The sequence below is a fragment of the Pseudomonas sp. RHF3.3-3 genome, assembly GCF_048069595.1.
Lineage (GTDB): Bacteria > Pseudomonadota > Gammaproteobacteria > Pseudomonadales > Pseudomonadaceae > Aquipseudomonas > Aquipseudomonas fuscovaginae_B.
The window spans coordinates 6327889-6343032 of record NZ_CP182250.1 but is presented as its reverse complement, the minus strand read 5'-3'; the positions used below and the strand labels follow the sequence as shown (position 1 = coordinate 6343032).

13 protein-coding genes and 1 other RNA gene are annotated in these 15144 nt (G+C 63.3%); 5 read left to right on the top strand and 9 right to left on the bottom strand.

The features are described from left to right. Nucleotides 1-533 precede the first annotated feature (533 nt). From ACMGT0_RS27905 to ACMGT0_RS27880, 6 genes are all read right to left on the bottom strand, one after another. Nucleotides 534-1790, bottom strand: coding sequence for an integrase domain-containing protein (locus ACMGT0_RS27905; RefSeq protein WP_416770625.1), 1257 nt, complete (start codon nt 1788-1790; stop codon nt 534-536). Nucleotides 1791-1977: 187 nt separating this feature from the next. Further along, nucleotides 1978-2366, bottom strand: a transfer-messenger RNA (tmRNA) gene (ssrA, locus tag ACMGT0_RS27900). Between the two features lie 85 nt (nt 2367-2451). Continuing rightward, a complete protein-coding gene (locus tag ACMGT0_RS27895; protein WP_054057150.1) occupies nt 2452-2730 on the bottom strand; it encodes a hypothetical protein in 279 nt (92 codons plus the stop codon). Nucleotides 2731-2966: 236 nt separating this feature from the next. After that, nucleotides 2967-5804 (bottom strand): FAD-binding and (Fe-S)-binding domain-containing protein, encoded by a 2838-nt coding sequence (locus ACMGT0_RS27890; protein ID WP_416770623.1) that lies wholly within the window; start codon nt 5802-5804, stop codon nt 2967-2969. Nucleotides 5805-5889: 85 nt separating this feature from the next. Further along, nucleotides 5890-7035 carry an FMN-dependent L-lactate dehydrogenase LldD gene (gene lldD, locus ACMGT0_RS27885; protein ID WP_416770622.1) on the bottom strand — a complete coding sequence of 382 codons (1146 nt, stop codon included), beginning with the start codon at nt 7033-7035 and terminating at the stop codon, nt 5890-5892. Nucleotides 7036-7104: 69 nt separating this feature from the next. After that, entirely contained in the window at nt 7105-8799 is a 1695-nt protein-coding gene (locus ACMGT0_RS27880) for a lactate permease LctP family transporter (protein ID WP_416770620.1), read from the bottom strand. Nucleotides 8800-9060: 261 nt separating this feature from the next. Between ACMGT0_RS27880 and ACMGT0_RS27875 the strand changes: the two genes are divergently transcribed. Next, the gene (locus tag ACMGT0_RS27875; RefSeq protein WP_054058266.1) at nt 9061-9828 is read left to right on the top strand and encodes a GntR family transcriptional regulator; all 768 of its coding nucleotides are present in this window, start codon (nt 9061-9063) and stop codon (nt 9826-9828) included. A gap of 208 nt (nt 9829-10036) precedes the next feature. Here the strand turns inward: ACMGT0_RS27875 and smpB are convergent, their stop codons facing one another. Beyond that, nucleotides 10037-10519, bottom strand: coding sequence for an SsrA-binding protein SmpB (gene smpB / locus ACMGT0_RS27870; RefSeq protein WP_010447282.1), 483 nt, complete (start codon nt 10517-10519; stop codon nt 10037-10039). 127 nt (nt 10520-10646) lie between these two features. Here smpB and ACMGT0_RS27865 point away from each other — a divergent pair, with 127 nt between their 5' ends. Beyond that, nucleotides 10647-11081: a type II toxin-antitoxin system RatA family toxin gene (locus ACMGT0_RS27865; protein WP_054058265.1), complete on the top strand. Its 435-nt coding sequence runs from the start codon at nt 10647-10649 to the stop codon at nt 11079-11081. Further along, nucleotides 11074-11388 carry an RnfH family protein gene (locus ACMGT0_RS27860; RefSeq protein ID WP_054058264.1) on the top strand — a complete coding sequence of 105 codons (315 nt, stop codon included), beginning with the start codon at nt 11074-11076 and terminating at the stop codon, nt 11386-11388. The genes ACMGT0_RS27865 and ACMGT0_RS27860 overlap by 8 nt, the downstream gene beginning before the upstream one ends. 110 nt (nt 11389-11498) lie before the next feature. On the opposite strand, the gene ACMGT0_RS27855 is transcribed toward ACMGT0_RS27860, so the two are convergent. After that, nucleotides 11499-12029: an outer membrane protein assembly factor BamE gene (locus tag ACMGT0_RS27855; RefSeq protein WP_054058263.1), complete on the bottom strand. Its 531-nt coding sequence runs from the start codon at nt 12027-12029 to the stop codon at nt 11499-11501. Nucleotides 12030-12127: 98 nt separating this feature from the next. On the opposite strand from ACMGT0_RS27855, the gene fur reads away from it, so the two are divergent. Then, nucleotides 12128-12532, top strand: a complete 405-nt coding sequence (gene fur, locus ACMGT0_RS27850; RefSeq protein WP_026145177.1) for a ferric iron uptake transcriptional regulator — start codon at nt 12128-12130, stop codon at nt 12530-12532. 88 nt (nt 12533-12620) lie between these two features. On the opposite strand, the gene recN is transcribed toward fur, so the two are convergent. Next, nucleotides 12621-14294 carry a DNA repair protein RecN gene (recN, locus tag ACMGT0_RS27845; protein WP_054058262.1) on the bottom strand — a complete coding sequence of 558 codons (1674 nt, stop codon included), beginning with the start codon at nt 14292-14294 and terminating at the stop codon, nt 12621-12623. 239 nt (nt 14295-14533) lie between these two features. Between recN and grpE the strand changes: the two genes are divergently transcribed. Beyond that, nucleotides 14534-15100, top strand: a complete 567-nt coding sequence (gene grpE / locus ACMGT0_RS27840; protein WP_017904117.1) for a nucleotide exchange factor GrpE — start codon at nt 14534-14536, stop codon at nt 15098-15100. The last annotated feature ends 44 nt before the right edge of the window (nt 15101-15144 follow it).

Genomic DNA, 15144 nt, shown 5'->3' with positions numbered 1-15144 from the left:
AGTGGTAGAAGTGCCCGTCTCTTTCCAGAAGAAAGAGACGGGCACAGGTTGGCGCAAAATTCGGCCAAGCGGATGGGTTGCTGCAGTGCAGGACAATACGGTGTAGCTGGCGCATGAGGGCCATGAGATTAGAGAGCATCCATCACCGGGGGAGGTGACCGGGCGAGCTGCCGGATGCGAATCACCCTTTGGGAGAACCACCGCGGGAGCGGCGTGACCTTCAAGGCTCGGGTCACCTGGGGTGCTGTCAACGACAGCGCTAGCATGGCCAGTTCTACGCCTGTGGATAAACCCGGTCAAGGGCCGAAACTCAGCGCTCTTAGAGACGTGAAAAGCGGTTATCCATCGGTGGAATTCCGTGGTAATTCCCGGACAACGTCGTGGCTTTTAGCTTTTCAAAGTGAGGTCCATCCAAACAGGGCGGCTTTGCAGCCCTGTTTGGATGGACCCGCGCTGAGAAGCGGATAAGCGAGGCTGCTCGCCCTGAAGCTTTAACGCTCAGTTGTTGCTGCCTTCACTGCGCCTGCAGAGCGCTAGCGTATCGGCACCACGTTCTTGTCTCTGACTTGGCCGTACGCTGAGGCGAGCAGGCTGCCGGTGGCGGCTTTCTGGATGTACTCACTCCACCACGCCATCATCGGGCGACGGCGCTCGATGTAGTCGGCTCGGTTATATGCGCTCCGCACCTCATCCTTGTCGACATGCGCCAGGGCTACTTCGATGAGTTCAGGATCCCAGCCATGTTCATTCAAGATGGTGCTGGCCATTGAGCGCATGCCGTGGCTGACCAACCGATCCTGGAACCCCATGCGCTTCAACGCCATGTTTGCCGTCTGGCTATTGGCGTGGGTGCGTGGATTTCTATCGGCCGGGAAGACGTATTCGCGGTGGCCGCTGTGAGTCTTCAGTGACTCCAACAGTGCGACAGCGTGATCACTCAACGGGATGCTATGCGGACGGCGCTTCTTCATCCGCTCCGGTGGGATAGTCCAGACACGCCTTTCAAAGTCGATGTCTGCCCAGCGAGTAGTCGCCGCCTCGGCGGGGCGAGTCATCGTGTGTAACTGCCATTCGATCAGGCAGCGTGTGGTGCGTTTGATGCTGGCGTTCGCGATCTCCATCATGAGTTCGGGCAGATCCTCAGGCGGAAGCGCAGCCATGTTTTCTTTCTTGGGCTTCTTGAAGACTGCCCGAATGCCGGTGAGCGGGTTGGCGAAGATCAGGCCGGAGTTTACGCCGTAGGTCATGATCTCGTTTAGCCGCTGGCTGAGACGTTTGACCGTCTCCAGGCTGCCTTTGGCTTCGATTGGGCGAAGCAATGCGATCACCATCGGCGCGGTGATTTTCGTCAGTGGTGTCGTCTTCAAATCGGGGAACACGTGCAGCGTGAGCGACCGCCAAATGTCCTCGGCGTAGGCCGAGGTCACCGAGTCTTTCTTGAGCTCGAACCAGGCGGTGGCCACGTTCTCGAAGGTGTGTTCCGTTTCTGCGCGCTTGGCTTCATTCAGAGTGTTGCGTTGCACCTTGGGATCGATGCCCTGTGCAAGCAGCTCGCGGGCATCGACTGCCATCTTTCGTGCGTTCGCCAGTGACAGTTCGGGGTAGGTCCCGAAGCCGATGTTGATGCGCTTCTTGGTCACCGGTTCGCGGTAGTTGAAATTCCACAGCAACGAGCCGTTGCTGCGTACCCGGAGCTGCAAACCGTCACCGTCAGTAAGGACGTAATCCTTGGACGCGGGTTTGACTCCCTTGAGCTGTCGATCGGAGAGGCGGAGCGTTTGAGCAGGCATGAGATTGTCCTCAGGCACTGATTCGGTATTCCAAAGATTAGCACTGGGTGAGCTGGAATACCGTCTGGAATACCCCAACGGCTGGAACTCAAAAACTCTCAAAAGACCGCAAAAGCACTGGAAGCCGCGGATTTACTGGGTTCCAGGCACAAAAAAAGACGTCCGTGGACGTCTTTGATTGAACATTTGGTGGAGCCGGGGGGATTTGAACCCCCGTCCGCCAGTACTCCGCTGTCGGTCCTACATGCTTAGCCGTGTCTATTGAGTTAACCCTCAGCGACCCGACGGGCAGGGTGCTTTGGGCGAGTTGTGTAAGTTTTAGCCACTTCGTCCACAACGTACTACGCGGCGATTCTGTTCTGTATGACAATCATTTCGGGTTTACAGACATCCCCTGATGATTGCTGGGCCCGAAGGCACCAGAAGTGCATGTCAGCTGCAATTAAGCAGCGAGAGCAGCACCGTATTGGTCGTCGTTGGCAACTATAGAAGTTGCAACAGTGGATTAACGAGTTCTGTTACCAACTCGGCATGCACCTAGAGTTTCGCAACCAGCGTCGAATCCAAAACGGCCCCGAACCGGCTTACTTCTCAGTAGGCAGGATCAGTGTACGCCACTGTGGCTCGAAAGGCCATCCCAAAGCGTGGCGTGCGGTTTTGACTAGCCGCCTTTCTGGCTGTTCTGGATCTGCTGGATCGCGCGCTGGGTGATGGCGATGCAGTCCTTGGTGCCTTCGGCGGTGTTTTTCGCCTGGGCGGCCTGGGCCTGCTGCACGCTGTTGGCGATTTCGCCCTGCAGGTCGGCGGCGAGGATGGTGGTCTTGGCGTTGTTGATGGTTTGCAGGTTGGTGGTGCACAGGTCTTTCTCGCCATCGGCGAAGGCCGGGGCGGCAAGGAGTGCGGTGACAACGAACAGGCCGGGCAGTACGGAACGTTTCATGTGGATCTCCTTGAACCTGGGGTTCAGGCTGCGAGGTTGCCGAAGTGGCAGGGAGGCCCCGATTGGTGGCGGCTTGCTCGGTAGACTGCGCGGGGTGTTCAAGGTTCTATTTTTGTTGAGCGCGGTGGGGCCTGCAGGAGCGTGGCTTGTCGGGGCCCTAACCGCCGCGCAGCTTTTTAGCGGTTTCGAGGGCGCATTCGCGGGCAAGCCACGCTCCTACAGTTGTATGGTCGCGTTTAGTCGATGGTGGTGGTCAGTGGGGGGAGGGTTTTCAGGGGCCGGGTGACGCGATCGACCAGGTAGACCAGGCCGTGGTAGTCGATGCCGCCGTGCTGGCTCAGGCCGATTTCGCAGGTGCGGCTGGTGGAAATGCCTTCTTCGCAGTACTGCACCGCATCCTTGAGGGTGCGCAGCGAGTGGGCGTTCAGTTCCGGGGTGGTGAAGCCCTTGTCGCCGGCGAATCCGCAGCAGTGGATGCCTTCGGGGATCACCACGTTGTGGCTGCAGCGCCGCGCCAGGTCGATCAGCGCCTGGCTTTCGCCCAGGTGCTGGGTGCTGCAGGTCACGTGGACGGCAATCGGGGCGTCCTGCGGGGTGAAGGTCAACTTATCCACAAGGTGCGTGCGAATGAAGCGCACCGGGTCGTAGAGGTCGAGGCGGCTGTCGCCCAGGTCCTGGACCAGCCGCAGGGTGCACGGGCTGGTGTCGCAGTAGATCGGGTCGAGGCCGCCGCGGCTGGCGTGCAGCAGGGCGCCGATCAGTTCCTGGCGCTTGTGTTCGGCCTGTTCGACGTAGCCCTTGGAGGCGAACGGCTGGCCGCAGCACAACTGGTCGGTGTTGTCCGGGAACACCACCTGGTAGCCGGCCTTTTCCAGTAGCGAGCGGGTTTTGTCGAGCAGCGAGACCTGTTCCTTGTCGCCCGCCGCCGGGCCCATCACCCGTGAGACACAGGCGGCCAGGTAGACCACCCGTGGGCGTTCATCGTTGACCGCCGGGCTGAAGCGCACCGCGCGCTCGGGTTGCGGCATGGCATTGGTCCACAGGGGCACGCGCCCCTTGGACAGGCGGGTCAGCCCGGCCGACAGCCGTGCCAGGCGCGGGGCGCCGAGCAGCATGCGGGCGCCGTTGGCGACGTGCAGGGTGAAGCGCGCGCCTTGCAGCGTGGTGGCGAAGTTCGTCGCCAGCCAGTCGGCGCGCTTCACCTGGGTGGCTTCGCGGCCGCGCAGTTTCTTCACCAGCTCGCCGGTGTTGATGCCCACCGGGCAGCGCTGGGCGCACAGGCCGGTGGCGGCGCAGGTGTCGATGCCCTGGTAGTGGTAGGCGGCTTCCAGTTCGGTGGTGTCGATGCCGGCGCGCTTTTTCGCCTGGATATCGCGCCAGATGACGATGCGCTGGCGCGGGCTGAGGGTCAGGCCCTTGGATGGGCACACCGGTTCGCAGAAGCCGCACTCGATGCACTTGTCGACGATCTCGTCGGCGGCCGGCAGCGGCTTGAGATTTTTCAGGTGGATCTGCGGGTCGTCGCTGAGCACCACGTCCGGGTTGAGGATGCCCTGGGGATCGAGCAGGCGCTTGATCGCCCACATCAGTTGGTAGGCGTCGCTGCCCCATTCCTGTTCGACGAAGGGCGCCATGTTGCGCCCGGTGCCGTGCTCGGCCTTGAGCGAACCGCCGAACTCCACGGCCACCAGTTGCGCCACGTCGTCCATGAACGCCTGGTAGCGGGCGACTTCCGCGGCGCTGTTGAAGCCCTGGGTGAAGACGAAGTGCAGGTTGCCTTCCAGTGCGTGGCCGAACAGGATCGCCTCGTCGTAGTGGTGCTTGTCGAACAGCTCGATCAGGCGGTTGACGCCGATGGCCAGTTGTTCGACCGGGAAGGTCACGTCCTCGATGATCACCGTGGTGCCGGTCTGGCGTACGGCGCCGACCGCCGGGAAGGTGTCCTTGCGGATCGCCCAGAGCCTGGCGTTTTCCGCCGGGTCTTCGCTGAAGTCGACCTGTTTCTCTACCGGGAAGCTCGCCAGCGAGGCCATGATCTGCGCCAGTTGTTCGTGCAGCAGCGACGAGCTGGCGGCGCGGGATTCGATCAGCAGGGCGCAGGCGTTGTTCGACAGCTCGCGCACGAACGCCGGCATGCCGGGCTTGTCCTGCACCGAGCGCAGGCTGCGGCGGTCGAGCAGTTCGACGGCGGACACCGGCTGGCGCTTGAGCACGGTGACGGCGGTGCAGCAGGTTTCCACGTCGGGGAAGACGATCAGCGCCGAGGCCTTGTGCGGGTGGTCGACCACGGTGTCGTAGGTCACCGCGCTGATGAAGCCGAGGGTGCCTTCGGAGCCGACCAGCAGGTGGCTGAGGATGTCCAGCGGCTCGTCGAAATCCACCAGGGCGTTGAGGGACAGGCCGGTGGTGTTCTTCAGCCGGTACTTGTGGCGGATCTTCGTGGCCAGTTCGGTGTTGGCGCGGGTTTCGCGGGCCAGGGTCGCCAATTGGTCGAGCAAGGCACCGTGGCTCTGGCGGAAGGCCGCGACGCTGGCCGGGTCCTCGGTGTCCAGGCGGCTGCCGTCGGCCAGCACCAGGCGCAGGCCGGCCAGGGTGTGGTAGGTGTTCTGCGCGGTGCCGCAGCACATGCCGCTGGCGTTGTTGGCGACGATGCCGCCGATCTTGCAGGCATTGATCGAGGCCGGGTCCGGGCCGATCTTGCGCCCGAACGGTGCCAGCCAGGCGTTGGCCTGGGCGCCGATCACCCCGGGTTGCAGGCGGATCTGCCGGCCCTCTTGGCGAATCTCGCGGCCGTTCCAGTTGTCACCGAGGACGATCAGCACCGAGTCGCTGATGGCCTGGCCGGACAGGCTGGTGCCGGCGGCGCGGAAGGTCACCGGCACCTGGTCGCGGGCGGCCAGCTTGAGCAGGGCGACCACTTCGTCTTCGGATTCGACGCGGATCACCAGTTGCGGAATCAGCCGGTAGAAGCTGGCGTCGGTGCCGAAGGCCAGGGTCGAGAGCGCGTCGTCGAAGCGGCGCTCGCGGGGAATCAGCTGTTCGACCGAGCGGAGGAACGGGGTGGGCAGGCTCATGCAAACTCCTAACGAGGCCGTTGGCATCTGGCGTGCCCTGGCCGGCCCCGTTCAATCAGGCGGTAATTCGTGCGGACGCGACGGTTCAGGCGCCCAGTTCACGGACCAGCGAATCACGGGTGATCTCGCTGATCGACTTGGCGCCGGTAAGCACCATGGCAACGCGCATTTCCTTCTCGAACAGCTCCAGCAGGTTTTTCACGCCCGCTTCGCCGGCGGTGGCGAGGGCGTAGAGGAAGGCGCGGCCGATCAGCACGGTGTCGGCGCCGAGGGCGATCATGCGCACCACGTCCAGGCCACTGCGGATGCCGGAGTCGGCGAGGATCTTCAGCTCGCCCTTCACCGCATCGGCGATGGCCGGCAGCGCTCGGGCACTGGACAGCACGCCGTCGAGCTGGCGCCCGCCATGGTTGGAGACGACGATGCCGTCGGCACCGAATTTCACCGCGTCCCTGGCATCCTGCGGGTCGAGGATGCCCTTGATGACCATCGGGCCGTCCCAGAATTCGCGGATCCACTCCAGGTCCTTCCAGGAGATCGACGGGTCGAAGTTGGCGCCGAGCCAGCCGATGTAGTCGGCCAGGCCGGTCGGGTTGCCGCGATAGCGCGAGATGTTGCCCAGGTCATGGGGCTTGCCCAGCAGGCCGACGTCGAGGGCCCAGCGCGGGTGGGTCATGGCCTGCCAGACGCGGCGCAGCGGCGCGTTCGGGCCGCTCATGCCGGAGTGGGCGTCGCGGTAGCGGGCGCCGGGGACCGGCATGTCGACGGTGAACACCAGGGTGGTCACGCCGGCGGCCTTGGCCCGTTCCAGGGCGTTGCGCATGAAGCCGCGGTCTTTCAGCACGTAGAGCTGGAACCACATCGGCCGGTCGATGGCCGGGGCGACTTCCTCGATCGGGCACACCGAGACCGTCGACATCGTGAAAGGGATACCGTGGGCGGCGGCCGCGCGGGCGGCCTGCACTTCGCCACGGCGGGCGTACATGCCGGTCAGGCCGACCGGGGCCAGGGCCACCGGCATGCTCAGGGTTTCGTTGAATAGCCGGGTTTCCAGGCTCAGTTCGGACATGTTCTTCAGCACGCGCTGGCGCAGGGCGATGCCGGCCAGATCCTCGACGTTGTGGCGCAGGGTGTGCTCGGCGTAGGCGCCGCCGTCGGCATAGTGGAACAGGAACGGTGGCAGCTTGCGTTGGGCGGCTGCGCGATAGTCGGTAGAGGCGGAAATGATCATGGGAACTCGCAGCGTGGGTTGACGGGTAACGGCTGCCGGGACCGTCGATGGGCCCCGGCACCTATCACGTTAGTGCACCAGCATGCCGGTGAACACGTAGGCCTGGGCCAGGGTGATCAGGCCGACGAGGGTGGCGAAGAACAGACTGTGCTTGAGCGTGAAGCGGAACAGGTCGGATTCCTTGCCCACCAGGCCGGTGGCGGCGCAGGCCACGGCGATCGACTGCGGCGAGATCATCTTGCCGGTGACGCCACCGCTGGTGTTGGCCGCAACCAGCAGGGTGTCGTTGACGCCGATCTGGTGTGCGGTGGTGGCCTGCAGCGAGCTGAACAGCGCGTTCGACGAGGTGTCCGAACCGGTCAGGAACACGCCCAGCCAGCCGAGGAACGGCGAGAAGAACGGGAACGCCGCGCCGGTCGCTGCCAGTACCAGGGCCAGGGTCGAGGACATGCCCGAGTAGTTGGTGACGAAGGCGAAGGCCAGCACCATGCCGATGGAGAGGATCGGCCAGCGCAGCTCGTAGAAGGTCTCCTTGAAAGTGGTCAGACCAGTTTTGAGGTCGATCTTGAGCACCAGCATCGACACCAGGGCGGAGAAGAAAATCGCCGTGCCGGTGGCGGAGATCGGGTCGAGCTTGAACACCGCCGGAATCGGCGTCGGGTTGGCGACGATCGGTGCGGTCTTGATCACCAGCTGGTCCAGGTGCGGTACGGCGAAGCTGAAGACGCTGCTGTACATCGCGCCGCCGGTGGCGAACATCGCCTTGAACGACTTCAGGGTCCAGATCGTCACCAGCACGGTGAGGATCAGGAACGGCGACCAGGCCTTGAAGATCTGGCCCAGGCTGTAGGGCGAGGCCAGGGTGCGGCGTGGCTGGCCGAAGCCGCCGGCGCTGGCCGTGACGGCGGCGCCCGCGGTGGCACCGGCGATCTGTGCGCCGGCGGTGCGGCGTGGCTGCCAGACTTTCAGGAACAGGGTCAGGCTGATCAGGCTGGCCAGGGCCGAGGTGATGTCCGGCAGTTCCGGGCCGATGAAGTTCGAGGTGAAGTACTGGGTGATGGCGAAGCTCAGGCCGGCGACCAGCGCGGCCGGCCAGGTTTCCCGCACGCCGCGCAGGCCGTCCATCATGAACACCAGCCAGAACGGCACGAACAGCGACAGCAGCGGCAGTTGGCGGCCGGTCATGGCGCCGATCTTGAACGCATCGATGCCGGTGACCTGGCCGGCGACGATGATCGGGATGCCCAGGGCGCCGAAGGCCACTGGCGCGGTGTTGGCGATCAGGCACAGGCCGGCGGCGTACAGCGGGTTGAAACCCAGGCCCACCAGCAGCGCGGCGGTGATCGCCACGGGCGCGCCGAAGCCGGCCGCACCTTCGAGGAAGGCGCCGAAGCAGAAGCCGATCAGCAGGACTTGCAGGCGCTGGTCGTCGGTGATCGACAGCACCGAGCTGCGGATGATTTCGAACTGACCGCTCTTGACCGTCAGTTTGTAGAGGAACACCGCGGCGACGATGATCCAGGCAATTGGCCAGAGGCCGTAGGCGAATCCATAGCCGGCAGCGGCCAGGGCCATGTCCACCGGCATCTTGAAGGCGAAGATCGCCACCAGGATCGCCAGCGCCAGGGTGATGCTGCCCGCCACGTGCCCCTTGAGGCGGAACACCGCCAGGGCGAGGAAGAAGAACACGATGGGAATGACGGCCGCGAGAGCGGACAGGCCGAGGCTGCCGAGCGGGCTGTAGAGCTGTTGCCAGGTTTGCATATGGGGTGGCCCCTAATTGTTGTTGGTAGGCGCAGATAAGTCGATTTGGATAATTGGTAATACCAATTTACAATCGCTGAGCGCTAGGTTAAAAGCCTTGCAGGGCATGTGTCAATTTGCCGCCCTGAAACTTTCGTCGCACAGCGGTCGGGAAAAGGAACTGATCGGGTGATTCAGGCGCTCTCTGGTGGGTGCTGGCGCGGCGCCAATAGGCCAGAATAGACAGCCCCGGCAAGGGTTCGGGAGCGTGAGGAGTGAGTGATGGGGTTTGATCAGATTCGTCAGCGCCGTTTGTCTGACGATATTGTCGAGCGGCTCGAGGGGATGATTCTCGAGGGGACGCTCAAGCCCGGTGAGCGCCTGCCGGCCGAACGGGCGTTGGCCGAGCAGTTCGGCGTGTCGCGGCCGTCGTTGCGCGAGGCGATCCAGAAGCTGGTGGCCAAGGGGCTGCTGGCCAGTCGACAGGGCGGCGGCAATTACGTGGTGGAGACGCTGGGTTCGACGTTCAGCGATCCGCTGCTGCACCTGCTGGAAAACAATCCCGAGGCCCAGCGTGACCTGCTCGAGTTTCGTCATACGCTGGAGGCGTCCTGTGCCTATTACGCGGCGATGCGTGCCACCGAAGTGGATCGGGAACGGCTGAGGGTGGCGTTCGAGCGATTGCAAAGCTGTTATTCGCGGGCGGACGAGGTGAGTCGCGCGGAAGAGGGCGAGGCCGATGCGAGCTTTCACCTGGCGATTGCCGAGGCCAGTCATAACGCGGTGTTGCTGCACACCATTCGTGGATTGTTCGATCTGCTCAAGCGTAATGTGGTGACCAACATCGGTGGGATGTACAAGCAGCGCACAGAGACGCGCGACATGCTGATCGCGCAGCATCGGGAGTTGTACCTGGCGATCATCGAGGGGCGGGCTGAGCAGGCGCGGGAGGTGTCGAGCCGGCATATCCTGTATGTGCAGGAGGTGCTGGAGGAGGTCAGGCAGGAGGCACAGCGGGTGGCGCGGGCGGAGCGGCGCAAGGGGATTTGAGCAGGCGGTTGCGTTTGTTCGGGTGGGGGCGGTTGCCTTTGGATCGCAATCGCCAGCAAGCCGGCTCCCGCAGTGGACGGGTCGTACTCGGAATTGGTGTACGGTACGGACCTGTAGGAGCAGGGCTTGCCCGCGAAGAAGGCCTCGAGGCCGCCAAAAACTTCGCGGGCAAGCCCGGCTCCTACATACAGGGCGGTTGCCCGGGGCGTCAGTCTTCCTTGCCCTTGTTGCGCACCGCACGCTGCAGCTCGCGACCGGCGTCGCGTTCGCGTTCGGTATCGCGCTTGTCGTATTCCTTCTTGCCCTTGCCCAGGGCAATCTCGCACTTGACCAGGTGCTTGCTCCAGTACAGCGAGAGGCAGACGCAGGTGTAGCCCTTCTGCTGCACGCCGGCGAAGATCTTCTCCAGCTCGCGCTGGTTGAGCAGCAGCTTGCGCGTGCGCGTCGGGTCGGCGATGACGTGGGTGCTGGCGGTGGTCAACGGCGTGAAGTGGCTGCCGAACAGCCAGGCTTCGCCATCCTTGAGCAGCACATAACTGTCGACCAGTTGTGCCTTGCCCGCCCGCAAGCTCTTTACTTCCCAACCGGCCAGGACCAGGCCAGCCTCGAACCGTTGTTCGACGAAGTAATCGTGGCGCGCCTTTTTGTTTTGCGCGATGGTCCCTGTAGGGTGTTTCTTCTGTTTAGCCATAGGGGCGGCATTATAGGGGGTTGCGCGTCCGTCGGCTACGGTGAAGCTGCGTGCTTGAGCGCGTAGGATGAATCCCGGACAATGCGCCCTCTTTTGTATGCTGCCCAGCCGTGGAATTGACGCTGACATGACGACCCATATTCAACGTTCGGCCTTGCTGCCCTATCCGGCGCAGGCGCTTTATGACCTGGTGAACGACGTCGCACGTTATCCGGAATTCCTGCCGTGGTGCTCGGCCTCCCAGGTGCTGGAAAGCTCGGACGTGCACATGCGCGCCACGCTGTCGGTAGCCAAGGGGGGCCTGAGCCAGCAGTTCGTGACGCGCAATACCCTGGTGCCGGGGCAGTCGATCGAGATGAATCTCGAAGAGGGGCCGTTCACTCAACTGCATGGTGTGTGGGTGTTCAAGGCACTGGGCGAGAAGGCCTGCAAGATCAGCCTCGACCTGACCTTCGATTACGCCGGGCCCATCGTGCGTGCGACGCTGGGGCCGTTGTTCAACCAGGCGGCGAATACCTTGGTGGATGCGTTCTGCCAGCGGGCGAAGCAACTTAATGGCTGAGTCGTTGGTGGCCATCGAGGTGGTGTACGCCGAGGTCGGGCGCCAGTGCCTGCTGGAGGTGTCGGTGCCGGCGGGGACGACAGTGCGGGCGGCGGTTGGCTTGTCGGGGATGGCCCAGCAGTTTCCCGGGGTCGATCTGTCGGGCTGCCCGTTGGGAATCTTCGGCAAGGTGGTGAGTGATCCCGAGGCCAGGGTAGTGGCTGAAGGGGATCGCATCGAGATTTATCGGCCGTTGCTGGCGGACCCGAAAGAGGTTCGGCGGTTGCGGGCGGAAAAGGCGGCCAGGGCGCGGGCGCAGAATTTGTAGAAGGATTGATTGTTCCCGCGCTCCTGCGTGGGAACGATCAACAAGGAGTCTTGCGCCGATTGGCAGGCAATAAAAAGCCCGGACATGCCGGGCTTTTTTGCGTCGCAATATTACTGCGGCGAGGTATCCAGCGGCTCCGGGGTCGGAACCGGCACGGTCTTCACGCCATCGACGTCTTTCTGGATCTGGTCGAGCAGCGAGCCTGGCTTGGCCGGCTTTTCCTTCTTCTTCGGCGTTTCGGTGTTCTGCGCCGGGGCTTCGACCGTGGTGCCGCTGTCCTTGCCGAGAATGGCTTCGTCACGGCTCACGCCGGGCATGAAGTCACCCGCGAGGTTCACCAGCTTGTCGTCGTCACTGAAGATCAGGCTGACGCGCTCCTGCTGGCGCTCACCGCCACCTGGTTGCAGGCTGTACAGATAATCCCAGCGATTGGCGTGGAATGTGTCGGTCAGCAAGGGGTTGCCCATGATAAACCGTACTTGCCGCCGGGTCATTCCGGGGCGCAACTGGTCTATCATGTCCTGCGTGACGACATTGCCCTGTTGGATGTCGATTTTGTAAACCCCGGGGAATGAACAACCGGCGAGTGCGAGCAGTCCCACTAAGGTGAAACTGGTTAGCAAGAGCTTGGTGTTTTGCATCGGTGGGCGACTTCCACTATCTTGGCTGGGACAACGTAAACCCCGATCATACCCGTATTAAGAGAAGCTGCGAAGCAGCATCGGCGAGAAAGCTGACCATGGTTGAAAATAGCGAACTACGCAAAGCTGGCTTAAAAGTGACTCTGCCACGGGTCAAGATTCTACAGATGCTCGATTCCACCGAGCAGCGTCACATGAGTGCCGAGGATGTCTACAAGGCGCTGATGGAAGCTGGCGAGGACGTCGGCCTGGCGACGGTCTACCGTGTACTGACCCAATTCGAAGCGGCCGGGCTGGTGGTCCGCCACAACTTCGATGGCGGCCATGCGGTGTTCGAGCTGGCGGACGGCGGCCACCACGACCACATGGTCAACGTGGATTCCGGCGAGGTCATCGAGTTCATCAACCCGGAAATCGAGAAGCTCCAGCACGCCATTGCCGAGCAGCATGGCTACGAGCTGGTGGATCACAACCTGGTGCTGTACGTACGCAAGAAGAAGTAATCCTGCCGTGCGGATTCAGCTCCGGTGAAGCGAGCGAAGGCGACCCCAGGGTCGCCTTCGTGTTTTTTGTTACCTGAAATGTTGTGGCTCAGCTCTTGGCGGTGACCACCATCTTTTTCGCGTGGGCGATGGACTCCTTGGTGAGGTCGATGCCGCCGAGCATCCGCGCGACTTCCTCGACCCGTTCGGTCTTGCCCAGCTTGGACACGGCCGTGTGGGTCGCATCGCTGCCGCGCACCTTGTGCACGAATAGATGATGGTGACCCTGGGCGGCCACCTGCGGCAGGTGGGTGACGGTCAGGACCTGGCCGCGGTCGCCGAGGCGGCGCAGCAATTGGCCGACGATTTCCGCAGTCGGCCCGCCGATGCCCACGTCCACTTCGTCAAAGACCAGGGTCGGGATGCGTGAGGTCTGCGCGGTAATCACCTGGATCGCCAGGCTGATACGCGACAGCTCGCCACCCGAGGCGACCTTGGCCAGGGCCTTGAGGGGCTGGCCGGGGTTGGCGCTGACCAGCAGCTCGACCTGTTCCAGGCCATAGGGCAGCGGTTCGTCGCTGGTATTGGCGTGCAGCTCGATGCTGAAGCGCCCGCCGGGCATGCCCAGGCGCTGGATTTCCTGCTCGACCGCACTGGCCAGGCCGGTGGCGGCCTCGCGACGCAGTTCGCTGAGTTCGCGGGCGCGCTCCTGGTAGTGCCGGGCGTAGGCGGCCAGTTCTTCGCCGAGGCGTTCGATGGCCTCGTCGTTGGCGTTCATGGTTTCGATTTCGTCCAGCAGCTTCTGCTGCAGGGTCGCCACCTCGGTGGGCTGGATGCGGTGCTTGCGTGCCAGGGTGTAGATGGCGTCCAGGCGCTCTTCGAGATACTGCAGGCGGCCCGGGTCGGCGTCGAAGTGGTCGACGAAGCGGTTCAGCTCGCCGACGGCTTCCTCGACCTGGATCTGTGCGCTGGCCAGCAGGTTGGCGGCTTCGCCCAGGGCGCCGGAGCCGTTGCTGACGCTGGTCAGGCGGTTCAGGCAGGTGGTGAGGGCGTGGAGCACGTTGCCCGAGTCGCTTTCGCTGCACTGCTCGACCACCTGCCGGCAGACGCCGAGCAGGGTCTCGGCGTTGGTCAGGTTCTTGTGTTCCTGTTCCAGTTCATCCAGCTCGTTTTCGCCGAGTGCGAGGTTTTCCAGCTCTTCGAGCTGATAGCTGAGCAACTGGTGGCGCGCCCGCTGCTCGTCGCCGGAGTTGGACAGGCGCTCCAGCTCCTGGCGGGTCTGGCGCCAGCGCTGGGCCGCGAGCTGCACCTGGCGGGCGAGGTCGGTGGCGCCGGCGTACTCGTCGAGCAGGCGGCGGTGGGTGTCGGTCTTGAGCAGGGACTGGTGTTCGTGCTGGCTGTGGATATCGATCAGCAGTTCGCCCAGGGCCTTGAGGTCGCCGAGGGGGCAGGTCGAGCCGTTGATGTAGCCGCGGGAGCGCCCTTCGGCGGTAATGACCCGGCGCAGGATGCACGGCCCGTCGCTGTCCAGGTCGCGTTCGGCGAGCCAGTGGCGCGCCTCCGGGATGTCCTGCAGGTCGAAGGTGGCGAGAATGTCGGCCTTGTCCGCGCCGGGCCGCACCACGCCGCTGTCGGCGCGATCGCCGAGGGTCAGGCCTAGGGCGTCGAGCATGATCGACTTGCCGGCACCGGTTTCGCCGGTGATGACGCTCATCCCGCGGTCGAGTTCCAGGTCGAGATGCTCGACGATTGCGTAGTTGTGTACGGACAGGTGCACCAGCATGAAGGCCGCTCCCAGGTTCAGGTCTGGTTATTTATACAGTGTTTTGATTTTGCCTGACAATGCCTGCCTTTAGTTCGATTCGCTTGAATGGCCGGATTTTTTAGCGCGATCGGCGATGCATGACCTCCATCGATCGGGTGAAGAGCATGTTTTGGGCACTTGAACCTGGAAAATGCGGCCCCATATACGGGGGCAGAAGCGCGGGCCGAGCCCGCGGACGATATTGAAAGGAGGTTTTTATGGCTGACGAACAGAATCTGGATGCGCAAAATCAGGAAGCCAATCAGGCTGCCGAGGCTTCGAGCGATGACCTGGCAACCCGCGTGCAGGTGCTCGAAGAGCAACTGGCCGCTGCACAGGACCAGGGGTTGCGCGTAGCCGCCGACCTGCAGAACGTTCGCCGCCGTGCCGAGCAGGATGTCGAGAAGGCGCACAAGTTCGCCCTGGAAAAATTCGCCGGTGACCTGCTGCCGATCCTCGACAGCCTGGAGCGCGGCCTGGAGCTGTCCAATCCCGATGACGAAAGCATTCGCCCGATGCGCGAAGGTATCGAGCTGACCCTGAAGATGTTCCAGGACACCTTCAAGCGTCACCAGCTGGAAGCCATCGATCCCCATGGCGAACCCTTCAATGCTTCGCTGCACCAGGCCATGGCCATGCAGGAAAGCGCCGACGTCGAGCCGAACAGCGTCTTGAAGGTGTTCCAGAAGGGCTACCAGCTCAACGGTCGCCTGCTGCGTCCGGCCATGGTGGTGGTGAGCAAGGCGGTTGCACCGGTTTCGCCGACTATCGACGAGCAGGCTTGAAATCGGTCGTAGCGACCCCATCTATAAGTCAAGCGTTTAAGTGC